The sequence below is a fragment of the Cytobacillus gottheilii genome (genome assembly GCF_001636345.1).
Taxonomy (GTDB): Bacteria; Bacillota; Bacilli; order Bacillales; family Cytobacillaceae; genus Cytobacillus; species Cytobacillus gottheilii.
On record NZ_KV440945.1, the window covers coordinates 2,712,961 to 2,738,792 of the forward strand.

Here is a 25,832-nt window from a genome sequence, read left to right on the forward strand (position 1 = left end):
TGCAAAGCTTCTGTTACAGCGTTTTAATTATTTATATACTTCTCAAACACATAGCCAAAGTCTTTAACATTATATTTTTTACGGCTGTTCATGAGCCAGTTAAAGGCTGTTTCATTGAGCACTCTAAAATTATCGTTGATGTTGCTTTGTTCGCTGGATGCATAGCGGCTAATCGTTGTTGAAGCGATATTTAAGCTTTTCTCAGCATACCCCATTGAAATTTCGTTTTCGGTGCAGATTTCTGAAATGCGAATTAATGCTTTATATAGATCTTTTAATTCTTCAATATGCTTTTTATGTACATCAATTGAGAAACTAATGCCGGCCATAACGAATTTAATTTCGACATCTAAATCGACGGTGCCAGCGGTTTCAAGCATGACATTTGAAATCGTATTCTCTCTATAGCTGTAGCGCTTTAAAGATCTTTTTTTACTGATTGCACTGGTGCCATCTAAGTGAATTAGCGCACGATTTGTAAAACAATACTCATCCGTTTTGGACTTGATGAGAAAGTAGATTTTTTCATTATCTTCATGCAGGATATAATCGTCGGCGTCAACCTTGTCGTAATCAGCTGGTCCGATAACGGAACCAATATCACTTAAACCTAAAACATCTGAAGCTACTCTTTTGAACATGTTATCAGCCTTCCTAAGTTTGATAGAAATATTTTACCATATTCTTCTGAAAGAGATAACAGGACCTTTTCCTCATTAGATCCCAGGGGTATTCATTAAAACCACTCTCCAGCCATCTGGATCTTCAATTGTGATACCGCCTCGTCCCCAATAGGGATTTTCCGGAAAAACCTCTGTAAACCCCATATCATTCAATCGAGCAATAGCAGTTCTCCATTCATGGTGATCAGGCATATAAAAAACAAGCAAATGTTCCTTCGTCGGTTCCGGCAGCTCCATTTTCTCTTCCGTTTGAATAAATTCAAGATGGTACGTCTTATCTGGCAGTCCAATCATTAAACCTTCGTATCCCCCGTGGTTAAAGTCTCCTAGCTTTTTCAACCCCAAGCCATCAATATAAAAATGCTGGAGCTTATTAAGCTGATTAGTCGGTCTAGCCATACGAAATTGCATAGCCTGCATAGATCCTTCCCATTTTTTTCGGGTCTCTATTTCATATGGAAAATCAGGATGTTTAAAGGTCCCATTCTCTTTCCCTTCAACAACCATTTTAAAGGACGAAATAACAGCATGTCTGTCAGTCGGATACCAAGGCCTTCCTTCTTTTACAATCACGAGCACTCCTTCACGATCGCCGAAAAAAGCAAATGTTTCACTTTCCTTCATAAACTGATCATAAATATAGGGTTTTAATTCAGCCTGCATGTCTTCTACACTTGAAACAGGCATTCCAACTTCACCTACATCCTGCCATCTTCCTTTTTCTCCATTGTGCAAAGGAGATCTGACAAGCATTTCTATAATATTTCCATCTGGATCGGTAAAATAAGCCTGCTGCCCTTCCCAGTTCATCCGATATTCCCCTTTTTCATTGGCAAGCAAAGCACTTACATGACCAAGCTTTTCAAACATATAATCAAAATGTTCATCGTTAGTTCGGAAGCAAATATGATAAAAAGGCAGATTTATATTTTTTTCAAAAATAAGTTTTGTGCTTCCAGCTTGAACGGCAAACGCGTTTTCTCTTTCCATTAAAAGTTTCATTTCAAGAATACCATGATAAAATTCCTTCATTTTTTCTAAATGGAAACATTGTACTTTAAGCTGCAATATTTTCATATGTATCATTCCCTCCGCTTTATCTGCTTTCATTATATAAAAATGACTTCCTTAAAAGCTCAGTCAAAAGATGTAGAAATGATTGGCAGATGGAGGGAACTTTTTACTTCCGCAAAAAAGAAAAACTAGGAAGTAAAACCTCCTAGTTAATTTTTATTCTTCTTCTGTTCCTACTAAGAAATCAGGATTTAAATCTTCAAATTCTTCGTCGTCTACATCAAAGCCCCACTCGTCATCATCGCAGTCGCAGGATTCTGGGTGAACAGCGACACATACAGTAGTTTCGCCGATCACTTCTGCAAGAAATTCTCTTTCTACATTTACAATGATTTTGTTTCCATTTGGTGAAATAGCTGCTTCAATGCAATTTGGCTGTTGAAGAACTTTTGCAATTACTTCTAAATCATCAAGACAATCAGGGTCACGGTATTTTACTTTAATGACATCTGTATACTCCACACGTTCAGTTACTACTTCTGTCTGTGTATTATCACTATAAGAATACCAAACGTTGATGTCATAGCTGCCGCAGATCTCAACTGTTTTCCCAACCTTTTCTGCTTCATACTTATGGTTTATAATCCAGCAGCCAAGGATACTTGACGGTTGGTGTTTAGGGCAGATTGTATGATTGGACTGTGTAAATTTACGTCCTTTGGCAACGACTGCCTTTGTAATTATCTCTCTGTAGTCTCCCATTGCGAGCGAACCCTCCTCATTCATTTTCAATTCATCCTATGCGGGATATTAGACTAGTGTGCGACAATTATTGAGGAATGTTAGGTAAAAGTATTGGCATGATTTATCCTATGCCGAAAGCGGGCGAATGTGCCGGGTCAAGTCGTTACTACAGTCATCTTTTCCATAAATCATATAGCATTCATCACAAAATGTGCGTTTTACTTGATCAAAATGCACAGACAGCTTGGCTTATTCTTCAATAGTATATATTAAAGAAAAGGGGGTGAGCAGATATGCCAGATCAAGAGAGATCTAATTTCAGAGTTTCAGTAAATGGTGAAGAAATGACAGGAACAGATGCTCAGGAGTTTGCACAAAACTTGGCAACGAATTTAGCGGGGACTTTCAGCAATTTCTTCTCAGGACTGTTTGGCAACATTACTGGAGGACAAGGACAAGGAACAGGTTCAGCTAATCAAGAAAATCCTCTGTCTAATTTAAGCAATATCCTAGGTGACGATCAATCTGGAAACAATCCATCCAATCCATTAAATCTAACAGGATTAAATTTAAACAACATGCTTCCAGTTTTTGAAACATCAGATGATAACAACAAAATTAAAATGTCCTGGAACGGAAACACTTTATTTGACTTAGACCTTACAAATCTACAAAACTCAGGAAATAATAACTCAAATAATTCCTAACTATTTAAGGAGGTGAATGATAAATGTTAACAAGAGGATCAAACAGATGCAGATTTGACCATGACGATAACAACCGTCCAGCTGTGAGCCCAGCAAACGAGAACAGCGCAGTAAGCACTGGAGATGAATTTGAAGCATTCACATTTGCAGCTCAAGCGAACGTTCAAGCAGATGTAAATCCGCAAGTACCTGTTTCAGTCGGCGGTTTTGCAATCAACGCTTCTTTAATCAATGTCCCAATTCTTTCTGCTCAATTCAATATTGCAAACGCTGGAGATTCCAGAGCAGTTGCAGTAAAAGTAAACAACCAAACTCAAGGTAACGAAGCTTAAGAAGCATAAAAATATAGATTATCCAAAAATGAAGGGGGGGAGTACAAATGTTAAATGCTAGTTCAAGTTCAAATACAAATGCAGTTGGACAGTCAAAATCTGTAGAAATTAATCCCGATGTACTCAAGGAGCTGGGAATTCCGCAGGAGCTGCTTGATGTTGCAGCTGAAGCTGGGATTCCGTCGATTAATAATCATGCAGCGGGCGGAAAAGGCGGCCGAGCCATCAGCTTAACATATGTTGATAATTATTCAACCTTGCTTCTTGTTTACACCTTTCTCCTGAATTTTTTGGATAGTCGCGAAAATGATAATGGAACAAAAATACTAAATGAATCGCTTCTCGCCACTTTGAATAGCGCCCTGATCGAACAGCAGGAATACCGTAAAGAATTCCTCAACGCCGTTGAATTGCTTCGACAATAAGAAAAGCGGAAGGCGCTTGCTCAGGGACGACAAGCTTACCTCGAGTCCCTAGCGCCTTGAGCTAGACAATAAGAAAAGCGGAGGCGCTTAGGTGCCTGAGCTAGTAGAAGAAAAGCCAATCATGATCCCGCCACAACCCGCGAATCATATTTGCTTCTCCTTTAAATAGATAAAAACCTGGTTTCCATATGGGAACCAGGTTTTTGGTTACTGCATTTCGATTTGCCAGCTACAGCGCCTAGCCCCTCGAGGTCTTAAGCCATGTTGTCCTGAAGGTAAAGTTCAACCTTCATGCCAACCTGTCTTAAGCTTGTCGGGGCTGAGCAAGGCGCTTTCGCATTTCGTTTAATGATGGCTGCAGTTTGTATTTTTGATTTGAGCACCCGTTTCCCCGCTGAGAAGGTTGCCCCCAGTGGATAAGATGACTTCATCTGTAACTTTGTTTGAGATGGCAGATGCCACTGTCTGCAGAAGGTTATTCACGTCCAGCTGTGATTGTTTGAATTCTTGTACAACTGGGATGCTATCAAGCTGTTCTTCAATGGATGCAATTTTGGCTTCTGTTTTTTTATGAGCCTCTTCTTTGCCAAAATGCTGCAGGTTTACTGCTTGCTTTTGTAACCCTTTAATTGAAGTCATTAAGGTTTTTACTTTTTCATTGCCATGAATTTGTGCTTCAGCACGTTTAAAGAATTCTACTTCTTCTGTATCTGCAATCATTCTTGCCAGCTCTTCAGCACGCTTAATAATGTCATCTTTTGTATATTTAGCCACCTTAGTTCACCTCTACCGTTTCCTGTTCTAAAATCATGTCCCCATTTAAAGACCAAGTTTTTGCATCGGTTATTTTTACTTTTACAATCTTGCCGATCGATGTTTTTGGTCCTCTAAAGTTTACTAATTTATTTTTTCTTGTATAGCCTGCTAAAATATCCGGGTTGTTCTTGCTTTCCCCTTCAACAAGAACTTCCACAATCTCATCTTGGTATTTCTTCATAGATGCTGCTGAGAATTCGTTTACAAGCGCATTTAAACGCTGCAGACGCTCTTTTTTCACTTCCATTGGCACATTGTCTACCATTTTTGCAGCAGGTGTACCTTCGCGAGGAGAATAAATAAATGTATAAGCAGCTTCAAAGCCCACTTCGCGATATAGAGATAACGTTTCTTCAAACTGCTCGTCGGTTTCATTTGGGTATCCAACAATAATGTCTGTTGTAAAGGTTGCATTTGGAATCGCAGCTTTAATTTTACGAACTAGCTCTAAAAATTGCTCTCTTGTATATTTGCGAGCCATAATTTTTAGGACATCTGTCGAACCTGACTGTACTGGCAAATGAATATGTTCAACGAGGTTGCCGCCTTTTGCGAGCACTTCAATTAAACGGTCATCAAAATCACGCGGATGGCTTGTTGTGAAACGAATACGCGGGATATCAATCTTGCGGATTTCATCCATTAATTCGCCAAGACCATACTGAATATCGTCAAAATCCTTACCATACGCATTTACATTTTGACCAAGCAAAGTGATTTCCTGGTATCCCTGCGCTGCAAGCTGGCGCACCTCTTGAATAATATCTTCCGGACGGCGGCTCCGCTCTTTGCCTCGTGTATAAGGAACGATGCAATATGTACAGAATTTATCACAGCCGTACATAATATTAACCCAGGCTTTAATATTTCCGCGGCGGACCTTCGGCAAGTTTTCAATAACATCGCCTTCTTTTGACCAAACCTCAACAACTAATTCTTTTGAAAGATATGCCTCTTTAAGAATATTTGGCAAACGGTGAATATTGTGTGTGCCAAAAATCATATCTACTTGCGTGTATGTTTTTAGAATCTTGTTTACTACGGATTCTTCCTGTGACATACATCCGCAGACACCTAGTAAAAGATCTGGATTGTTTTTCTTTAAATGCTTCAAATGGCCAAGTTCACCAAATACTTTGTTTTCAGCATTTTCACGAATAGCACAAGTGTTTAATAAAATAACATTGGCATCTTCCACAGTGTCCGTTGCTTCATAGCCAAGAGATTCAAAGATCCCGGCCATAACTTCTGTGTCATGCTCGTTCATCTGGCATCCAAATGTGCGGATATAAAACTTACGCCCTTTACCCATATGATAAAATTCTTCAGGAATATCAAAGTCTTTGTGGTATTTTACTTCTTCTTTTCCCCGTTTTTTCGCTTCCTTTAAGGAAGGTGGAGTATACACTGTTTCAAAATATTTGCTGTAATCCTTTTCGGATTTTTTGTCCGCTGGATTAGCTGCTGCAATTTGCTGTCCTTCTAACCGTTGTTTTTCGTTCATTTTGGAACTCCTTTCATCTATCTCAAAACTTGTCCAATAAACCCTTCGCTCATAAGTTCATCGTGCTTTTTAAACTTCTATGCACATTATTATAGTATAAAGCCTATAAGGCGTTTACACAATAGAATGGAGTTTATGACTTTAGATTAGTAAGTTCTTATAATAAAGAATTTAGATAGACAAAATAAGTTTTATGCCTAAAGTACATAGGATGCTATAGGTGGTGAGAAGATGGGGCGTTTGCAAGTAGTGGGACTGCTGCTAATTGTGACCGGTGTTTTTGTGGCGAGTAATATTTATACGTTAATTCCTATTTATTCGGAAATTGCTCAGGGAATTCATGCTTCTGAAGAACAGATTATATGGGGAAGCAGTATTTTTACCGTCTGTTATGCGTTCGGTTTGCTTTTATTTGGACCATTATCGGAACAATACGGCCGAAAAAAAGTAATTGTTTCCGGACTCTTGATGTCTGGTCTTTCTACTTTGCTGGTAGGATTATCTTTTAATATCGAAAGTTTATTTATCTTTCGCGGTGTACAGGGATTCTTTCTCGGAAGCTTTGCACCGGTAGCGTTTGCCTATATATTTGAACTATATTCAGATGAAAAACAAAGAACATTAATTCTGTCCCTTATCAATTGCGGATTTTTAGTTGCGGGGATTTTTGGGCAGATTGTCAGTTCTGCTCTTACTCTTTTCTATGGGTGGGAAATTGTTTTTTATGTTTTTGCGGTTTTTTATATCGCTTTATTCGCTTTTAGCAATAAAGTTCATATTAAAACAGCCGTTTATCCTGGGCAAGGTTTTCATATTTTCAAAGTGCTGACCATTCCATTTTCCAATAAACAGCTTTTTAACAGCTATCTAATTACGTTTACCCTGCTCCTTTCTTTTATTGCTTTTTATGACAGTTTGGGCAGAATGCTTAGTGCAGACGGTTTTACGGATGAAGAGCTGATCATCATCCGAACCATTGGATTAGCCGGAACCATTCTTGCCGTATTTACAGGGAAAATCATTGAGAAATTACGCTTAAAGATGACAATGATTATGGGCATTCTCTTATGTCTTAGCAGTTTATTGCTGTTTATTTTATTCAGCGAATATCCTGTTATGATTACGGTGCTATCCATTCCATTTGTTGCGTCTATAGCCCTGCTGATTCCTTCTGTTATTTCTTTTATAGGCAGCGCGGCAAAAGCGCAAAGAGGATTGGCAACTTCCTTCTATTCGTTTTCCCTTTTAATCGGGGCCAGTTTGGGTCCTGTGCTTGCTGCTCACTTATCGTTTACGTTTGTTATAACTGTCCTTCTTGCTTTTTTCTGCTGTAATTTGTTTCTGGTACTAAAAATGTAAAAGAAAACCGCCTCAGAAGAAGGCGGTTTAAAGATGGTCACATAAATTCCGCAGCAAGTTTGTCAAAATGCACCTGATCAAGCTTTAAATCAGCATGTGCAAGCGGCGTTTCGGAATAACCATTTATAAGTTCCTGATAGGATTTTTGTTCTGTGTTTTGATAGATAAGCCCTGTAACGAGTCCATCATGCTTCATAAGTGTTTGCATGGCAAGCTCCCGATTAGCAGGATCATAATCTTCAATACCTGAGAGTTTTGTCAGATTCTCCTTGAACCAATCATAGGTGTTAATTTTGTTATATGTCACACATGGGCTAAACACATTGATTAATGAAAAGCCATCATGTTTAATCCCAGCTTCAATTAACGCTGTTAAATCTTTTAAATCAGTAGAAAAACTTTGGGCAACAAACGTTGCTCCTGCTGTTAATGCCATTTCCATAGGAGAAATAGCAGGTTCAATGGAGCCTTGTGGCGTTGACTTTGTTTTAAAACCTGATGCTGAACGAGGTGACGTCTGCCCCTTAGTCAGACCGTAAATTTGGTTATCCATGACAATATACGTCAGATTGACATTACGGCGGATCGCATGAATTGTATGCCCCATCCCAATCGCGAATCCATCTCCATCACCGCCAGAAGCAATAACGGTTAAATCTCTGTTCGCCATTTTCACTCCTTGAGCAATTGGCAGGCAGCGGCCGTGAATTCCATGAAATCCATAGGAGTTAATATAGCCGGAAATACGTCCAGAACAGCCTATTCCTGAAATTACAGCTAAATTCTCTGGTTCAAGGCCAACGTTTGCAGCTGCACGCTGAATAGCAGCCTGCACGGAAAAATCGCCACAGCCAGGGCACCAGTTTGGTTTTACATTGTTGCGAAAGTCTTTAAACGTCGCCATTTAGAACAACTCCTTACATGCAGAATGAATTTCATGCGGCAAAAATGGATTTCCATCATATTTTAAATGATTATGAACCTTTTGCGCATAGCCGACATTCATTTTCAAGATATTTGCCAATTGCCCTGTAGCATTATTTTCAACTACAACCACTTTTTTCGCAGATTGAACAAGAGGCAAAAGTTCTTCTGCAGGGAATGGATGAATAAGACGGATATGAGCATGATTCACCTTAAAACCGTCTGCTTCTAATCGTTCCTGTGCTTCTTCAATTGCCCCTCTTGTGGAATTAAATCCAACAAGCAGCAAATCAGCTTCTTCATGTGGTGTATTTTTATAAACTGGTGTATTGAAGCGGATATTCTTAATCTTGCGCAGCCTTTTATCCATCTGTGCTTTTCGGTTGGCTGGCGATTCAGATGGTTTTCCTGTTTCCTCATGCTCTACACCTGTTACATGGTGGATGCCGTGCTTCATGCCAGGAATTACCCTTGGTGAAACACCATCCTCTGTTACTTCATATCTTTTAAAATACTCTTTATTTTCAATTTCAGGGAGTTCGTCACTAAACAGCTTGCCTCGGCGTATTTCTACCTGGCTAAGATCAAGCGGCTCAACCGTCTGTTTTCCTAACGAAAGCTGTAAATCGGTTAACATTATAACTGGACATTGATATTCTTCTGCAAGATTAAATGCTTCTGCTGTATCGTAGAATGCTTCCTGCACTGTGCTTGGAGCCATGACAATCTTTGGAATCTCTCCATGTGTTCCGTAAAGCATTGCCATTAAATCGGATTGCTCCTGCTTTGTCGGCAGACCTGTCGATGGACCGCCGCGCTGAGTATCAATAATGACGAGCGGCGTTTCAGTAATTCCTGATAAGCCAATGGCTTCCATTTTCAGCGAAAGGCCAGGTCCGGCAGAGGCTGTTAGTGCACGCACACCAGCATAATTCGCTCCAATACACATCGTAACAGCCGCGATTTCGTCTTCTGTTTGAATAACAGAACCGCCTACTGCGGGAAGTTTTTTAATCAAATATTCCATAATCTCAGAAGCTGGCGTGATTGGATAAGCAGCCATAAAACGCACACCAGCACTTAGTGCGCCTAATGCGATAGCATCATTTCCAATCATAAATAACCGTTTCTGGCCATCTGCCTTTGCCAGCTCCATTATGCCTGTTTGGCCGGATAGAGCTTCTCTCATCGCATCAAAGCCAGCTTTAATGGCTTCCATATTTCGATCTACGACACTTTGCCCTTTTCTTCCGAAAATCTCTTGAACTACTTCTCTAAAAAGCTCTGTATCTATGTTTAATACTGCACATGTTGATCCAACCGCAATCATATTTTTCATTAATGAAGTGCCCAATTCAGTTGCAAGACTCGTAAATGGGATCGAATATAGAGAAGCATTTGTATCTTCTGGTTTCTGCGGATCAAATTTTGCATCAGCAATAATGATTCCGCCATCATGTAATTCCTGATAATTTAAATCAATTGTTTCTTGATCAAAAGCAACCAGTATATCCAAATCATCTGATATTGAGCGAACCTGGTGCGTGCTAACGCGAATTTTGTTGTTTGTATGTCCGCCCCTAATTCTGGATGAAAAGTGACGATATCCATATAAATAATAGCCTAAGCGATTCAACGCAATCGAAAAGATTTCACCTGTGCTTTCAATCCCTTCCCCTTGCTGTCCCCCAACTTTCCATGAAAGCTGATTGATCATGTCCTGCACCCCTTTTAACATTATTAATAGGTATGTATATTTATTCGATATTTAAAAAAATATGCATTCGTTCATTACCGTCATATGCAGATGAAAATTAGCGGCACAGACTGTACTAAACGCTTTCAATTCTAGTCTTAAGCTTATAAAAAAGCAAGACTTTCTATGCAAATAACAGCTGATTTTCTAAAAGAATATTAGTATATTTTCTGTATTTTCTGCGAATAAACTAAAATTGAATTTTCGGGAAGGTTTCTATCATTCTCACATTATTTATCTTAAATCGGCATGCGGCTAACGAAATTTTGAAACAAAAACTGTTCTAGTTGTGTTTGTGAATAGTATTTGCTCAATACATTGATAAGATAATCGTAATTGGATGCCCGCTCAATACCAGTCACAATATGTTCTGTTCCATCAAAGTCTGAACCAAAGCCTACATGGTGTTCTCCTCCAAGTGAACAAATGTAATCAAGATGGCGGAGCAGATCATCGATGGTGGCGGTTGTCGCCCCTGACAGAAAATCAGCAACAAAGGTAAGCCCAATCACACTATCCTTTTGAATGAGCGCCTTGATTTGATCATCCTTTAAGTTTCGCGGATGCTGGCAAAGAGCATAACAATTCGAGTGAGAGGCAACCGGAAACTGTCCATATTCCATGACATCCCAAAATCCCTTTTCCGCTAAATGTGAAACATCACACCAAACGTTTCTTTCATTTAGTACAGCAAGGACTTGTCTGCCAAACTGTGACAGCCCGCCTGCATTCTCCTCTAATACCCCATCAGCAGCACAGTTTCTGTAATTCCAAGTTAAACCAACACTTGTGACACCAAGTCTAAGCAAGGTTTGTAATTTCACGATGTCTTTGCATATAGCATCACAGCCTTCGAGTGTAAGAAGTGCACCGACTTCACCTTCTTTTAGCTTTTGAATATCCGCTTTGCTTTTGACTAGTTTCATATGAGGATTATCGTGAATAATGCGTTCATAAAACATTTCAATCATTCGCAGTGCAGCAATAAATTTCAATTCTGGATGTACCGCTTCAGGGACATAAATCGCAAAGCATTGCACTTTAATGGGTGAGTGTTTAAGCTCATGCATGTTAACTTGCAGACTGGCATCATTTTGAAAATTAATTTTTGGATTCATTAGCATTTTACAAAGAACATCACAGTGAGCATCAAATATAGTCATATGTGTATAGCCCTCTCCTTTAAGTTTGTTTATTTCACAAACAGTTGATTTAATCCTTCTATTTTAATAGGAAACAACGTCTGTTTTATATAACTCTTTTCTTCCCTTGTGTCAAAAAGCCTGCTTGCGTTAGGCAAACAGGCCACATCCATATGAAGTTTTCTTTATCTCGGTTCGACGATCAGTTTGATCGCTGTTCTTTCTTCTCCTTCAATGAGAATATCTGTAAATGCAGGGATGCAAATTAAATCCACTCCGCTAGGTGCTACAAATCCGCGTGCAATCGCTACTGCTTTAACCGCTTGATTCAATGCACCCGCACCAATTGCCTGAATTTCTGCTGCTCCTCTTTCACGCAGCACTCCAGCAAGCGCACCAGCTACAGAATTGGGATTAGATTTTGCTGAAACTTTTAATATTTCCATTCCTAGCTCCTCCTCATTTTTTCCCCTCTGTATGCCCCCTTAAAGACACATCAGGTATATAAACCATTCCATTGCTACTATATTCATTTATGAAAACACATATTCCGGCTTGGACTAAAAATTGAAAAAAAGTATTGGTTTTTAGAAGGATTGCAGAAGATTAAATAGGTAAGAAGGAAAATGCTATATTCGGATCCATAAAAAAACCGCACCTTCATAGGTACGGATTTTTGCTTATGAATAAAATGGGTGATCATCATTAATAAGGATTGGCTGTATTTTTTTCGCTTTACCTGTTTTTTGATCTAAGTCAATTATTACCGCACTAAGCTGCGAGCGTCCTGTTTTAGGCACTTCAAACCTTACTGGCAGTCCGGTAAGGAATCGTTTAAGAACTGCGTCTTTTTCCATTCCCAAAACAGCGTCATATGGACCAGTCATGCCTACATCCGCCATAAAGGCAGTTCCTTCAGGCAGAATTCGGCAGTCAGCTGTTTGCACATGGGTATGAGTACCAACAACTGCTGAGACTCTTCCATCCAAATACCAGCCCATTGCCTGCTTTTCACTTGTTGCCTCCGCGTGAAAATCAACGAAAATAATTGAGGTCCTCTCCTTCGCAATTGCAATCAGTTCATCTGCTTTCTCAAATGGGCAATTATTTGCTGCCATAAAAGTTCTGCCTTGAAGACTAATCACCGCTATTTCCTCATTATTGTATTTTAAAAACACCATGCCCTGTCCCGGGTTGTTATCTGGAAAATTAGCTGGCCTTACTAAATATTTGGCTTTATCTATGAACTCAAAAATTTCTTTATTGTCCCATGTATGATTGCCAAGCGTAACTGCTTGTGCGCCGGTTTCTAAAAAGCTCCGATAGATTTTCTCTGTGATGCCCCTGCCGCTTGCAGCATTTTCTCCATTGATAATCGTCAGCTGGGGACGATATTTTTCCTTTAATTTGGGTACATACTCGCTGATCATATCTCTTCCTAACGAGCCTACCACATCTCCTACAAACAAAATTCTCATTTTTACACCTTCTTAATATGTACTTGCTCTTTAAGTTTAGCACACTTCTCCCTGCTTTTATGCATTTCATCTCACTATCTTTTTATTAGTTTAGAAATCAACATATTAAATCGCTGCAAAGAATATACTATAGCTAAAATCTCAGGTGCATTTGCATTTATATGTAAGCACAAAAAAAGCGATGCATACGCATCGCTTATTTTGCATATTCAACAGCTCTCGTTTCACGGATCACTGTTACTTTGATATGTCCTGGATAATCCAGTTCTTCCTCAATCTTCTTGCGGATATCTCGAGCCAGTCTATGTGCTTCTAGATCATCTATTTGCTCAGGTTTAACCATTATACGAATTTCGCGGCCAGCCTGAATGGCAAATGATTTCTCAACTCCATCATAAGACTCAGAAATTTCCTCGAGCTTCTCAAGGCGACGGATATAGTTTTCAAGTGTTTCACGTCTTGCTCCTGGGCGTGCAGCTGATAGGGCATCTGCTGCTGCGACAAGAACAGCAATGATGGACGTTGGTTCTGTGTCACCATGGTGAGACGCGATACTATTGATGACGACTGGATGTTCTTTATATTTTGTAGCAAGCTCAACACCGATTTCAACGTGGCTTCCCTCTACTTCATGGTCAATCGCTTTACCGATATCATGAAGCAAGCCAGCGCGGCGTGCCAGTGTTTCATCCTGCCCAAGCTCTGCTGCTAACATGCCAGAAAGCTGTGCAACTTCCATTGAATGCTTTAGAACATTTTGACCGTAGCTTGTACGGAATTTCAAGCGTCCAAGGATTTTGATTAAATCTGGATGCAGTCCATGTACACCAACTTCAAACGTGGTTTGTTCACCGATCTCGCGGATATGTTCATCTACTTCACGGCGTGCCTTGTCTACCATTTCTTCGATGCGTGCTGGGTGAATTCGGCCATCCTGTACAAGCTTGTCTAACGCAAGTCTTGCAGTCTCACGGCGTATCGGATCAAATCCGGAAAGAATAACCGCTTCTGGTGTATCATCAATGATTAAATCAATACCAGTTAATGTTTCAAGTGTGCGGATATTTCGTCCTTCACGTCCGATAATTCGGCCCTTCATCTCATCGTTTGGCAGATTAACAACCGATACAGTTGTTTCGGCAACATGGTCAGCTGCACATCTTTGGATAGCTAGTGACAAAATTTCTTTCGCTTTCTTGTCAGCGTCTTCTTTTGCTCTAATCTCGCTCTCTTTTACCATTATAGCGACTTCGTGAGACACTTCCTGCTCTGTTCGCTCTAAAATGATGGACTTCGCTTCTTCGCGAGTTAACCCAGAGATGCGTTCTAGCTCTGTTTGCTGCGCTTGTACCATCTTGTCCACTTTGCTTTCCATCTCTTCTATATGCTGTTGTCTTTTGCTAAGAGAATCGTCCCTCTTTTCTAATTGTACTTCACGTTTATCTAACGTTTCATCCTTACGGTCAAGATTCTCTTCTTTTTGCAGTAAACGATTTTCTTGTTTTTGCAGTTCATTTCTGCGATCACGAACTTCACGTTCAGCCTCTGTACGAAGCTTGTGAATATCATCCTTGGCTTCAAGCAGGGCTTCCTTTTTGGTCGCTTCAGCTTCACGCTTAGCGTCTTCTAAAATCTGCTCAGCTGCGTCTTTAGCACCTGCGATCTTTGCTTCAGAAATAGATTTACGAACAAAATAGCCAACAAAAGCACCGAGTATTAGGCCAAGCAAAATGGAGATGATTGTTACTGGTTCCATCATTTCACCTCCTCTTGCTATGAACTTTTTGTTACGTTTCTAAAAGTGATGCTTGTACATAATGTTAAGTTAAATGTACAGCACTGCGGCTTCTAAACGCTTTTCATACTTTATAAAAAATGTAAAATATACAATTTTAATTGTAAAGCTGTGAAAATTTATTGTCAAGTGCTGCTGGTCCTTGACAGAATGATAATTTAAGTATTTTCGCAGTTTTTGAAAACTTTGTTCGTGTTTCAGTAAAATATAGACTTTTCTGCAGCCTTTTGGGTCACTTCTAGCCTAAAAATTTTGATCGTGTTCATCGCTTTTATAATAGGAATAAAAAAGCTCAAGCAAATGAAAAAGCGGACAATGTCGAATCGACCTTGTCCACTTCTTTAGCGTCTTAAATTAAGTCGAACTCTTCTTGTTCTTTTTCCTCTGTCACTGTGTATTCAGCATCTAAACCGTAGTGTTCGCGAATTTGCTGCTGAATTTGCTTGCGAATTTCAGGGTTTTCTTTTAAGAACTGCTTCGCGTTCTCACGGCCTTGACCTAAACGTTCCTCGTTGTAGGAATACCATGATCCGCTCTTTTGAACAATATCAACTTCAGAGCCAAGATCTATGATTTCTCCTTCTTTAGAAATCCCCTCACCGTACATGATATCCACTTCAGCTACACGGAATGGAGGAGCAACTTTATTCTTAACTACTTTAATTTTAGTCTTGTTACCGACCATTTCATTGCCTTGTTTTAATGTTTCAGCACGGCGCACTTCCAGACGAATAGTAGAATAGAACTTTAAAGCACGTCCACCTGGAGTTGTCTCAGGGTTACCGAACATAACACCGACTTTTTCACGAATCTGGTTAATAAAGATAGCAATCGTTTTGGATTTATTAATAGCACCTGAAAGCTTACGAAGTGCCTGGGACATTAAGCGAGCCTGTAAACCAACGTGGGAGTCACCCATTTCCCCTTCAATCTCAGCTTTTGGTACAAGAGCCGCAACCGAGTCAATTACTAGAATATCTACTGCACCGCTTCGGACAAGAGCTTCAGCAATCTCAAGTGCCTGTTCACCTGTATCAGGCTGAGATAATAGCAGTTCATCAATGTTTACACCCAGCTTTTGAGCATATACCGGATCAAGCGCATGCTCAGCATCAATAAATGCAGCCTGTCCGCCTTGTGCCTGAACCTCTGCGATAGCATGAAGTGCAACAGTTGTTTTACCTGAGCTTTCTGGGCCGTATGTTTCAATAATTCTTCCGCGCGGATATCCGCCTATTCCAAGAGCTGCATCAAGCGCCAAGGATCCGCTTGGGACAGCAGATACTTTTTGATCTGCCTGCTCGCCCAGTTTCATAATTGAACCTTTACCAAATTGCTTTTCTATTTGCTTTAATGCCATTTCAAGTGCTGCCTGACGATCACTCACTCAAAATTCCTCCTTTTATATGAATGAACGAAACTGTTCATTTATCTCATCTCGAATCTATCTCTACTATAAACGTTTTTTATCCGTTTGTACAGCAAAAAGTCGAACATTCATTCGTTTTTTTATTTCCAGTCTTACAGGCAGAAATCATATTTTCGAGCTGAAAAATGCCGTTTTTCTATCATAATAAGGATTAAAAAAGCTAGAAGCTGCTTTTATCTGAATTTAAGCATTACAGCAGCAGTTTCTAGTATAATACCGGTTTATTAAAAAGAAAAGGAATGCAAATCTGCACTCCTCTCTCCTTATTACTCCTGAATATAGCTCAGCAAAAAGTGACAGCCATATTTTATGCTTCGTATGCGATTGGCTGCTCTTGAGCCGCCTAAGTTTAACTTTTCCACTCTGGTCTTTTTCCCTTTTTGATAGAGACCAATATAGACTGTGCCAACAGGGTGTCCTTCTAATTCATCTGGTCCGGCAACGCCAGTAAAACTAATGCCGACATCTGCGTTCATCAGCTTTGCTGCATTTTCAGCCATCTCAAGCGCACACTCACTGCTTACAACACCACATGTTTGAATCGTTTCTTCTTTTACTTGTAAAATATTAGCTTTCACTTCGTTTGTATAGCAGACAATTCCGCCTTTTAACAGGCTGCCAGCACCAGGGATCGATGTGAACTCCTGCTGAAACATGCCTCCTGTTAAGCTTTCGGCTGCGGCAATGGTCAATTCCTTTTCTTTTAGGAGCTTGATCAGCTCTTCCATAAGCGAACTGTCGTCATAACCGTAGATAAATTCGCCAACCCGTTTTCTGATCTTCTCTTCTGTTTCATCAATCAGCTGATGTGCTACTTGCAGATCAGCATGTTTTGCTGTAATCCTTAGTGTAACTTCTCCATCTCCAGCAAGTGGGGCAATGGTCGGGTTGCTTTGGCCATCAATCAAATCTTCAATTTCAGTTTCCAGCATAGCCTCGCCAATACCGAAAAAGCGTAAAACCCTTGAAGCAATGACCTCGTAAGATCCAAGTTTTGAGCGCAGAGACGGGTAAGCAAATTTAAGAAACATCGGCTCCATTTCCTTTGGAGGCCCTGGAAGCAGCATATAGAAGCACTCATCTTTTTTATAAATCATTCCCGGTGCCATGCCATGCTCATTTGGCAGCACTTCTGAACCCTTTAAGATGAGGGCTTGCTTTTTGTTATTCTCTGTCATTGGACGTCCGGTTCTATTAAAATACTGTTCGATCGACGTAAGTGCATCATCATCCATTTGCAGAACTGTATTCAGGTGACGAGCAATGGTTTCCTTTGTTAAATCATCCTTTGTAGGTCCGAGTCCGCCTGTAAAAATAATAAGATCAGCTCTGTTTTCAGCTATTTCAATCGCTGACTTCAGTCGATCTGGATTGTCTCCGACAGCGGTGTGAAAATACACATTAACCCCAATGTCTGCCAGCTGTCTGGAAATAAACCGTGCGTTAGTATTCACAATCTGACCGAGCAAAAGCTCGGATCCAACCGCAATAATTTCTGCGTTCATGCCGTTCCCCCCGGTTGCCTTTTATTTTGAGTTAACAAATGCCTGTTTATTTTTTGCGAAATAATCCCACCCTGACCACACTGTGAAAATTAAGGCAATCCAAAGGGCAATCATATCGAATGGAATCGAAAACATTTCAAAGATAATATTATGCAGAAGCAATGCTGAAACAGCAATAATTTGAGCCCATGTTTTTATTTTGCCGAGCATGTTTGCAGCAACAACCTCACCGCCGCCAGCTAAAATAAGACGAAGTCCTGTCACAGCAAATTCACGGCTTATAATAATAATCACAATCCATGACGGAGCAAGGTGCAGTTCAACCAATACAATTAACGCTGCCGAAACAAGCAGTTTATCTGCTAGCGGATCTAAAAACTTTCCAAGATTGGTAACTAAGTTGTATTTTCTGGCTATATAGCCATCAATCCAGTCTGTCGTAGATGCGATGATAAAAAGCAGAGCACCAACTAAATGCGTAACAGGCAAATGATCAACGCCTAGGAGCGAAATTTCACCCCATGAAAAATCGTAAACCATAATAATTAAAAACAAAGGAATTAACAGTATTCTAGATATCGTAATTTTATTAGGCAGATTCATCTTAAACCTCCAGTAGTAATAACTTCACCATTTTAAAGCATGAGAAAATAGCCATCAGATTGATGACTATTCAGTATCCGCACTGTTGCGGATGGTAATATCCTGCCGCACAAAATCACTTGGTGAGACAGCATACTCAATTTTCTCATCATTAATGTATATTTCTGTGTTAGAAGAGTTTCCAATAACAAGCACAGCTGCCTCTTCTTTTGTCAGATCGACGGTTTTCGTTGAGTTTGCTTCATCTCCAGCTACCAGCATTCCCTGAAAGAAGGAATAATCTTTGCCGTTTTTGATATTCACCCAAGTTTCACCTGTGGAAACAAGCTTCAGTTCGAACTTGTCCGTATTTTTCAACTCGTATGTTGTATATTGGCCATTCGTTTCTGCAACCGTTACTTCTTGGGCAGGAGATTCTGGTTCTTCAACTGGTTCTTCAACCGGTTCTTCTTGCTCTGCATCTTCCCCAGTGCCATCTTCGGCTTCATTTTCGTCTGAACCATTATTTTCATCGGTATCCTCAGGCAGGTTATTCTCCACATTTACACTTGGAGTATTCTCAGGTTCAGCAGGATCTGTTGCATTATTTCCAGAAAACTGTTCATAGAAATAATAAACAACGGCAAATACACCGACTACAAATACGGCGATTAACACCTTCGGAAGGATTTCAAAAAACTTTGAAGTGCCTCCTGAAATATCTTTCCTTGTCTGAACTCTTGATAGTTTTTCTGGGATATCCTCATTCATAGCAGTTGGGATATCACTTTTAAATTCCTCAAAGAGTTCTTCAGGATGCAGGCCGACAACCTCTGCATACTGTTTAATAAATGCTCGAACATAAAATTTACCCGGCATGACACTATAATTGCCTTCTTCAATGCCAACTAAATATCTTTTTTGAATCTTGGTTGCCGTCTGCAGGTCATCAAGACTCATGCCCTTTGCGAGACGGGCTTCTTTCAATCGATTGCCTAGTTCTGTCATTTTAAACACCTTCCAACGTACTAAAAATCAAAGTCTCCAAAAGCAGATTCAGAGAACATACTGTTTTTGTCCACTACATCATATTTAATTTCTTCGTTTGGCTCATGACGCAGTTCAATAATATAATCAAAGTCATTAAGGGTATATTCTGTATTTTGCACAAAAATATCCGGATGCTCAATCACTTTAATAGATGGAAGCCTCATAATTTCTCTGACCAGCTGCCAATGACGCTCATTGGCACGGCGTGTTGAGACTATTCCATCGATGATGAATAAATTATCTGCATTATACTCATCATCAATCAGCTGATTGCGAATCGTTTGCTTTAAAAGGGTGGAAGAAACAAATAGCCAGCGTTTATTCGCACAAACACTTGACGCAACGATTGACTCTGTTTTTCCAACACGCGGCATGCCCCGAATGCCAATCAGTTTATGCCCTTCCTGCTTAAACAATTCTGCCATAAAGTCAACCAAAAGACCAAGTTCCTTTCTTTCGAAGCGGAACGTCTTTTTATCATCAGCATCTCTCTGTATGTATCGCCCGTGACGAACCGCAAGGCGATCACGCAGCTTTGGCTCCCGAATTTTAATTACTTTTATTGTATCCATTGTATGTAAAATTGACTCAAGCCTGACGATTTGCTCGTCATCCTCTGCTAAAATTAGCAGCCCTCTTCGTCCTTCATCTACCCCATTAATTGTCACAATATTTATGGACAGCATCCCCAAGAGCGAGGAAATATCCCCGAGCAGACCCGGCCTGTTTATCACAATTTCATATTCGAGGTACCATTCTTTCTTTTCCACAGAAAAAACCTCCTAAAACTAGCCAAGCATCTGAAATAATAAGATTTTTAATAGATCCTTTTTATGCCTCTATTTCATCTAGCTTCTATAATATATGATTTCCAATAAAGATGAAAGGAAAAACGCTAATGATAAAGGATTATTAATAGTTGAAGGTTTTCTGCCGGAAGACATATAAAAGAAAAAAGAGAGGATGCCCTCTCTTTTTTTCAGCAATGCATTACTTTGTGCCTTTGTTTTCAACAAGCTTAACCATCATGTTGGCAATCGCATGTTGTTCCTGTTGATCAGCCACAGACCATAGATCCGCTAAGATGCGTTCCTGGTCATTTTTAGGTTCAACTTGCTTAGCCAGATAGTCACCGATTTCGAAAGCAACGTTATTTATTGTATCTTTGCCCATTCCTTGATGCTCACCTTGATGAAGACGATCAGCAAGGAAGTCCTTCCATTGTTGCCAATTATCAAGTACTGACATGTCAAATCCCTCCTTAATGGTAATACAATACTATTTTGCATTCAGAGGAGAGAAAATATTCATCAAGTACAATAAGGAATAACGGATAAAATGACAACTTTTTGACAAGGTGGTCTTATGTATACCAGCCGCCGTTGACAGCAATCACTTGTCCAGTTATATAGGATGCTTTTTCAGATAGTAAAAATTGCACCGCATCTGCTATATTCTGGGCAGTCCCAAGTCTTCCCATTGGAATATCTTCTTGGATGTCTGCTATATCTTCTTCAGAAAAACCAGACATCATATTTGTTGAAATAGCTCCTGGCGCAACTGTATTTACACGGACCCCGCTTAAAGCCAGCTCCTTGCTCAGCGCTTTTACAAAAGCTATTTGTGCACCCTTAGCAGCCGAATAAAGAACTTCACAAGCACTGCCTGTCTGACCCCATATCGAAGAAATAATTGTAATGCTTCCTGAGCCCTTCGTAATAAGCTTAGGCAAAAGTTCTTTTGTTAATAGCATCGGTGCAGTTGCGTGTACATACATCATGTTCTCAGCATCCTGAGCTGTAATATCTGTAAACAGCCCATAGTGCGCAGTTCCGCTCGTAATAACAATTTCATCAAGGGAGAAAATGTCTGCAGCAATTTTTTTATAGCCTCCGCTTTCAGAAAGATCCGCTTGAATGGGGATATATTCCCCGCCGTATGCAGCAAATTCCTGCAGTAAGCTTTCAATTGGCGCAGCGTTCTGATTATAATGCAAATACAATGAATAGCCATTTCGGGCAAGCTCCCGGCAGACTGCTTGACCAATCCCGCCGCTCGCACCGGTTACTAATGCAAATTTTTTCATATGTAGTTCACTCCAAAAAACATCATCATAGGTATTCTAACATAAGATTCAATTGAAATGAGACTGCATGAAAACATGCTTATTTGGCATGCGGTATAAAACAAACAATTGACTATTTAACAGCTGTCATACGCAATTCTCCAGACAGTCAATTTACACTTCTGAAAGTACAAAAAAAGGGAGTTTCCTCCCTTTTTAGTACAGCTCTTATGCTTTCGGCAAAACTTGAAAAACGGTAAAGCGATCTTCTTCAATAAATCTGGAAGCTGCCTGCTCTACATCCTCTAAAGTAATGCTTTCAAGCATTGGCACGACTTCAAATAGCTTCATGTCATTGAAAGCATATCTTGTAAATTGGTTTGCAATGTATTCTGGCGAGTTAATCGCTCTTAAGAATGCACCAATCTTTTTCTTTTTTGTACGCTGCAGGCTTTCCTCTGTCAATTGTCCTTTTTCTTTTGCTTTTAAAAGCATGGTTTCAAGCGTATCGGCTAAACGATCTGCATCTGGAGTGTCTCCGCCCACCATGGCAAATCCAAAGCCTTGCTCTTGCGTGTAATCAAAGGAAAATGTGTCATCGATAAGCCCTTTACTATAAAGCTCATTGTAGTTTTCTGAGCTTTTACCGAAAATGATATCCAGGAGAATATTTAAGCTTAATTCGTGCTTTAGCATTTGCTCACCGTTTTGAGCGGTTTCATGACTTTTTATTCCTACAAGACATTTTGAAGTCTGCACATTCATCTTCATGACTCTTTTCTTCGTGTCACTAGCTGCAGGTTCTTCATCAAATTTGCGCTGAATCGCTGGCTGTTCCTTATAATCCTTTGCATTCTGATTGGTGCGCACCAAATTCATGATTTCATCAGGATCAACTGTTCCAACGATAAACAAGAGCATATTGCTTGGGTGATAGAATGTATTGTAGCACTCATATAACATATCTTTTGTAATATGTGAGATCGATTCAATTGTACCCGCAATATCAATCTTCACCGGATGTGTGCTAAACATATTTTCAATTAGGCCAAAGTAAAGGCGCCAGTCCGGATTGTCATCATACATTGTAATTTCCTGGCCGATAATCCCCTTTTCCTTCTCAACCGTAGCTTCAGTAAAATAGGGCTCCTGCACAAAATCAATTAAGGTTTCTAAGTTTTTTTCTACATTAGATGTACTTGAAAAGAGGTAGGCGGTTCTTGTAAACGATGTAAAAGCATTAGCAGATGCTCCTTGGCGGCTAAACTGCTGAAATACATCCTCTTTTTCTTTTTCAAATAGCTTATGTTCAAGAAAATGAGCAATTCCATCCGGAACTTTGACATATTCATCTTTTCCATGAGGCAGAAAATGATTGTCGATTGAACCATATTTTGTTGTAAATGTAGCAAACGTTTTATTAAAGCCCTTTTTCGGTAAAATATATACATCCAGGCCATTGCTTTGTTTTTCATAGTAAAGATCTTCTTGCAGCTGATTAAACGTTAGTTTTTCCATTAGTTTGCCTCCCCCTTTCCATATAAGAAATAAACGGTATCCAATTCACATTTTTCTGCTGCTGCAACAATATCCTCTTTTGTAACAGCATCCATGCCTGTGAGCCATTCATCCAGCGAAACGGAATGCTCGGAAACGACATTATGATAGAGTACTTCTATTGCCCCCCGAGCGGTGTCTACCGTTTCAAGCAATTGATTTTTGATGACCGCTTTGGTTTGATCGATTTCAGCTTCTGTAAATTCACCGTTTTTCATTGCCTTCATTTGTTCTTCAATAATGCCGACTGCTTGATCATATTTGCCGTTATCAATCCCTGACATTACCATCATCAAGCCTTTATGACTTTCCAGCCTGCTTGCTACATAATAAGCTAAACTGGCTTTTTCCCGCACATTTAAAAACAGCTTCGAATGTGAAAATCCGCCAAAGATGCCATTGAAAATCTGCAGAGCATAATACTCTTTTTCACCATAAAGGATGTTTGTGCGATAACCAATATTCAGCTTTCCTTGCTTTACATCCTGCTCTTCCTTCACCGTATGCGTATCCGCTTTCTTGATTGAAGTTTGACGTACGTCCATAACTTGCGGTGTACGATCAGAAAATTGAAGCAGTTCATTTGCATATGCTGCCACTTCATTTTCATCAATATCACCAATCACATATAGATCCAATTCATCTTCTTTTAAAGCCGTTTCATAATAGGCATATAGACTTTCAGGTGTGATCGCATCAACATCATCAATTTGTCCATGCACATGTAGAGCATAAGGTTCCTCTTTGCACATTTCCTGAACAAGCCGATAGTTAGCATAACGCATTTTATCATCGTATACAGCCTGAATTCTCTGCTTTAATGATCTTTTCTCATTTTCTACTGTGCTGGCATCAAAAGCGCTCCCGCTTGTGTTTGGAGAAGTAAGTATATTAGCCAGAAAATCAAATGCCTGTTTTAATAATGGCGTTTGATCTGATAGAAACTTTTCATTGGCGATTTCAAGAGAAAAACTCATCACATGGTATTCGCCTTTTTTGGAAAGGTCTGTAAAAAGGGATGCACCATAAAGTTCATCTAAGTATGATCGAAGCTTAGCTGTTGTCGGATATTTCTCACTATTGCTTTGCAGTACATGAGGCAAAAGCGATCTTGCTGTCACCGTCTCTTTTTTTAATGGAGATTTCATTTTCCAGACAATCGTATTGGTTTTAAATTTTGCGGTCTTCACCGTATGCAGCTTAAAGCCTTTTAGCTGCTGTACCTTTTCATCAATAACGCTCATGTATCTTCCTCCTTTATATAGGCTCAGTTTCTCCATAATAAGTTAAAATTTATCATCTTAAAGATAATAAATTGCAATTATACATAACACAGTGTTTACCAAGCACAGGTTTTGAACACATCTTTTCTTATTATATGTACAAAAGCGAAGAGATATTTTCTGCTAACCTCAGCATTGTCTTTTTATCATATGCTAATCATTTCCACACATCAAGAATTAGGGTTTAGGACGGCGTTTTGAAGTTTTTAAGGGGAGGTTGAAGCAGTTTTTTTTAGGGCTTACAAACAGGAGGGAATCATGATTTTAAAACGCGGATTATTAAATTAAACCTATTTAAACAGCCGGTGCAGTGGTACTGCTGTTCCACGCTTTCTACGGTGAAATATGTGCGGAGTTAAGGATTCTCGCCCTCAAAAACACCAGGATTACAAATCTTATAAATAAGCGGAAGAATTCCGCTTATTTCTTAAAATCACTTAAAAATGGCTTAAATAGACGGAGAAATTCCGACTATCTAACCGAAAAACGTGCAAATAGGCGATTTTCCCCCCCTTAACCGGAAATTCTCCGCTTATTTGGCCCGAAAATAGCACAATTTTGAAAATAAGCGTAAAATCTCCGCTTATTTTCCACTCCACACAGATTCCTTCATCTAAATAGCAGGAAGAAAAAATCTTCCGATTGCCACCCATTTGTAGTTGATTACTAAAAACAAAAAAGCCGAATGATTAAAGAATAATCATCCGGCTATAATTTATTTGACTTACTTATTATCTGCTTCCTTTAATATAAGGCACACCAGAAGCTTTAGGTGCATCGGCACGGCCGATAAATCCTGTAAGTGCTAAGATTGTTAACACATATGGTGCGATTAATAAGTAGACATTTGGAATGTTTTCCAAGAACGGCAAGCTGTTGCCGATGATGCTTAAACTTTGCGCAAATCCAAAGAATAGAGCTGCACCCATGGCACCAAGCGGATGCCATTTACCGAAGATCATCGCTGCAAGAGCCATGAACCCTTGTCCGCTGATAGTAGCATGTCCAAAATCGGATGATATAGACTGAGCGTAAACTCCGCCGCCAATTCCTCCAAGTGCACCAGAGAGAACAACCGCAATATAGCGGATTTTCGTAACATTAATCCCCATTGTATCTGCTGCCATCGGATGTTCCCCAACTGCACGAAGACGCAGACCAAAAGGTGTTTTATAGATGATAAACCACGCAATCACCGCAACGAAGATTGCAACAAACGAAGTATAGTAAGTGTTTGAGAAGAATAATTCTCCAATAACAGGTATATCACTTAGGAATGGTATATCCGTTTTACTAAATCCTTTTTGAATAATGTCGGTTTGACCTTTATCATAAAAGAATTTAACAAGGAATAAGGAAACCCCGACAGCCAATAGGTTGATCGCAACACCGGATACAGTCTGGTCAGCACGAAACGTAATGGAAGCAACAGCATGAATGAGAGAAAATAATGCTCCAACAGCCATTGCGACCAGTAGTGATACCCATGGAGTCCAAGCGCCAAGTGCATCATCAAAGGTTAAGTTAAATACAATCGCCGAAAAGGCTCCGATAACCATTAAACCTTCTAAACCAATGTTTACTACGCCGGAACGCTCTGAAAAGGTTCCGCCTAATGCAGTGAAAATAAGTGGAGCTGCCCATAATAAAGTGGACGGAATAATGATAACTAATATATCCAT

General features: G+C 39.8%; 25 protein-coding genes. 4 read left to right on the top strand and 21 right to left on the bottom strand.

All coding sequences use genetic code 11. The annotated features are described in order from the left end of the window. Positions 1-23: 23 nt before the first annotated feature. The 3 genes from A6754_RS13150 to A6754_RS13160 all read right to left on the bottom strand — a co-directional run bounded on the left by A6754_RS13150 (position 24) and on the right by A6754_RS13160 (position 2,459). Complete coding sequence (locus tag A6754_RS13150) at positions 24-641, bottom strand: PH domain-containing protein (protein ID WP_066446362.1); 618 nt, start codon at positions 639-641, stop codon at positions 24-26. Between the two features lie 75 nt (positions 642-716). Beyond that, positions 717-1,793 (bottom strand): VOC family protein, encoded by a 1,077-nt coding sequence (locus A6754_RS23355; protein WP_306806926.1) that lies wholly within the window; start codon positions 1,791-1,793, stop codon positions 717-719. Between the two features lie 120 nt (positions 1,794-1,913). After that, positions 1,914-2,459 (bottom strand): outer spore coat protein CotE, encoded by a 546-nt coding sequence (locus A6754_RS13160; protein WP_066446363.1) that lies wholly within the window; start codon positions 2,457-2,459, stop codon positions 1,914-1,916. 275 nt (positions 2,460-2,734) lie between these two features. On the opposite strand from A6754_RS13160, the gene A6754_RS13165 reads away from it, so the two are divergent. Genes A6754_RS13165 through A6754_RS13175 form a run of 3 tightly spaced genes read left to right on the top strand, consistent with a single transcriptional unit; the run spans position 2,735 to position 3,905 of the window. Next, on the top strand, positions 2,735-3,148 hold the full coding sequence (locus A6754_RS13165; protein ID WP_066446364.1) for a hypothetical protein: 414 nt from the start codon (positions 2,735-2,737) through the stop codon (positions 3,146-3,148). A gap of 23 nt (positions 3,149-3,171) precedes the next feature. Then, positions 3,172-3,480, top strand: a complete 309-nt coding sequence (locus A6754_RS13170; protein WP_066446370.1) for a hypothetical protein — start codon at positions 3,172-3,174, stop codon at positions 3,478-3,480. A gap of 47 nt (positions 3,481-3,527) precedes the next feature. Further along, positions 3,528-3,905: a hypothetical protein gene (locus tag A6754_RS13175; RefSeq protein ID WP_066446371.1), complete on the top strand. Its 378-nt coding sequence runs from the start codon at positions 3,528-3,530 to the stop codon at positions 3,903-3,905. Positions 3,906-4,250: 345 nt separating this feature from the next. On the opposite strand, the gene A6754_RS13180 is transcribed toward A6754_RS13175, so the two are convergent. Together A6754_RS13180 and miaB are read right to left on the bottom strand one after the other, a co-directional pair. Further along, positions 4,251-4,679 (bottom strand): YlbF/YmcA family competence regulator, encoded by a 429-nt coding sequence (locus A6754_RS13180; protein ID WP_066446379.1) that lies wholly within the window; start codon positions 4,677-4,679, stop codon positions 4,251-4,253. A 1-nt stretch (position 4,680) separates the two neighbouring features. Then, positions 4,681-6,225 (bottom strand): tRNA (N6-isopentenyl adenosine(37)-C2)-methylthiotransferase MiaB, encoded by a 1,545-nt coding sequence (gene miaB, locus A6754_RS13185; protein WP_066446382.1) that lies wholly within the window; start codon positions 6,223-6,225, stop codon positions 4,681-4,683. A 231-nt stretch (positions 6,226-6,456) separates the two neighbouring features. Between miaB and A6754_RS13190 the strand changes: the two genes are divergently transcribed. Continuing rightward, the gene (locus tag A6754_RS13190; protein WP_066446389.1) at positions 6,457-7,584 is read left to right on the top strand and encodes an MFS transporter; all 1,128 of its coding nucleotides are present in this window, start codon (positions 6,457-6,459) and stop codon (positions 7,582-7,584) included. Positions 7,585-7,621: 37 nt separating this feature from the next. Here A6754_RS13190 and A6754_RS13195 read toward each other — a convergent pair whose 3' ends face one another. The 16 genes from A6754_RS13195 to A6754_RS13270 form a co-directional block, all read right to left on the bottom strand. After that, complete coding sequence (locus tag A6754_RS13195) at positions 7,622-8,488, bottom strand: 2-oxoacid:ferredoxin oxidoreductase subunit beta (protein WP_066446391.1); 867 nt, start codon at positions 8,486-8,488, stop codon at positions 7,622-7,624. Next, a complete protein-coding gene (locus tag A6754_RS13200) occupies positions 8,489-10,225 on the bottom strand; it encodes a 2-oxoacid:acceptor oxidoreductase subunit alpha (RefSeq protein WP_066446394.1) in 1,737 nt (578 codons plus the stop codon). A gap of 278 nt (positions 10,226-10,503) precedes the next feature. Further along, positions 10,504-11,427 carry a dipeptidase gene (locus A6754_RS13205; RefSeq protein WP_066446397.1) on the bottom strand — a complete coding sequence of 308 codons (924 nt, stop codon included), beginning with the start codon at positions 11,425-11,427 and terminating at the stop codon, positions 10,504-10,506. A gap of 164 nt (positions 11,428-11,591) precedes the next feature. Beyond that, a complete protein-coding gene (gene spoVS / locus A6754_RS13210; protein ID WP_066446403.1) occupies positions 11,592-11,852 on the bottom strand; it encodes a stage V sporulation protein SpoVS in 261 nt (86 codons plus the stop codon). Between the two features lie 234 nt (positions 11,853-12,086). Next, on the bottom strand, positions 12,087-12,884 hold the full coding sequence (locus A6754_RS13215) for a TIGR00282 family metallophosphoesterase (RefSeq protein WP_066446404.1): 798 nt from the start codon (positions 12,882-12,884) through the stop codon (positions 12,087-12,089). A 196-nt stretch (positions 12,885-13,080) separates the two neighbouring features. Further along, positions 13,081-14,640: a ribonuclease Y gene (gene rny, locus A6754_RS13220; protein WP_066446406.1), complete on the bottom strand. Its 1,560-nt coding sequence runs from the start codon at positions 14,638-14,640 to the stop codon at positions 13,081-13,083. A 388-nt stretch (positions 14,641-15,028) separates the two neighbouring features. After that, positions 15,029-16,066, bottom strand: coding sequence for a recombinase RecA (gene recA / locus A6754_RS13225; RefSeq protein ID WP_066446409.1), 1,038 nt, complete (start codon positions 16,064-16,066; stop codon positions 15,029-15,031). Between the two features lie 308 nt (positions 16,067-16,374). Continuing rightward, on the bottom strand, positions 16,375-17,613 hold the full coding sequence (locus A6754_RS13230; protein ID WP_066446411.1) for a competence/damage-inducible protein A: 1,239 nt from the start codon (positions 17,611-17,613) through the stop codon (positions 16,375-16,377). Positions 17,614-17,634: 21 nt separating this feature from the next. Continuing rightward, positions 17,635-18,216 (bottom strand): CDP-diacylglycerol--glycerol-3-phosphate 3-phosphatidyltransferase, encoded by a 582-nt coding sequence (pgsA, locus tag A6754_RS13235; RefSeq protein WP_066446413.1) that lies wholly within the window; start codon positions 18,214-18,216, stop codon positions 17,635-17,637. Positions 18,217-18,282: 66 nt separating this feature from the next. Then, positions 18,283-19,203 carry a helix-turn-helix domain-containing protein gene (locus tag A6754_RS13240; protein ID WP_066446416.1) on the bottom strand — a complete coding sequence of 307 codons (921 nt, stop codon included), beginning with the start codon at positions 19,201-19,203 and terminating at the stop codon, positions 18,283-18,285. Positions 19,204-19,223: 20 nt separating this feature from the next. Further along, positions 19,224-20,015 carry a DUF3388 domain-containing protein gene (locus A6754_RS13245; RefSeq protein ID WP_066446417.1) on the bottom strand — a complete coding sequence of 264 codons (792 nt, stop codon included), beginning with the start codon at positions 20,013-20,015 and terminating at the stop codon, positions 19,224-19,226. A 220-nt stretch (positions 20,016-20,235) separates the two neighbouring features. Continuing rightward, the gene (locus A6754_RS13250) at positions 20,236-20,493 is read right to left on the bottom strand and encodes a DUF3243 domain-containing protein (RefSeq protein WP_066446418.1); all 258 of its coding nucleotides are present in this window, start codon (positions 20,491-20,493) and stop codon (positions 20,236-20,238) included. Positions 20,494-20,608: 115 nt separating this feature from the next. Then, positions 20,609-21,331 (bottom strand): elongation factor P 5-aminopentanone reductase, encoded by a 723-nt coding sequence (gene ymfI, locus A6754_RS13255; RefSeq protein ID WP_066446421.1) that lies wholly within the window; start codon positions 21,329-21,331, stop codon positions 20,609-20,611. 207 nt (positions 21,332-21,538) lie between these two features. Then, positions 21,539-22,828, bottom strand: a complete 1,290-nt coding sequence (gene yfmH, locus A6754_RS13260; RefSeq protein WP_066446428.1) for an EF-P 5-aminopentanol modification-associated protein YfmH — start codon at positions 22,826-22,828, stop codon at positions 21,539-21,541. Continuing rightward, a complete protein-coding gene (gene yfmF, locus A6754_RS13265) occupies positions 22,828-24,111 on the bottom strand; it encodes an EF-P 5-aminopentanol modification-associated protein YfmF (RefSeq protein WP_066446430.1) in 1,284 nt (427 codons plus the stop codon). Before yfmF ends, yfmH begins: the two co-directional genes overlap by 1 nt. 770 nt (positions 24,112-24,881) lie before the next feature. After that, positions 24,882-25,832 carry an ABC transporter permease gene (locus tag A6754_RS13270; RefSeq protein ID WP_082851823.1) on the bottom strand — a complete coding sequence of 317 codons (951 nt, stop codon included), beginning with the start codon at positions 25,830-25,832 and terminating at the stop codon, positions 24,882-24,884.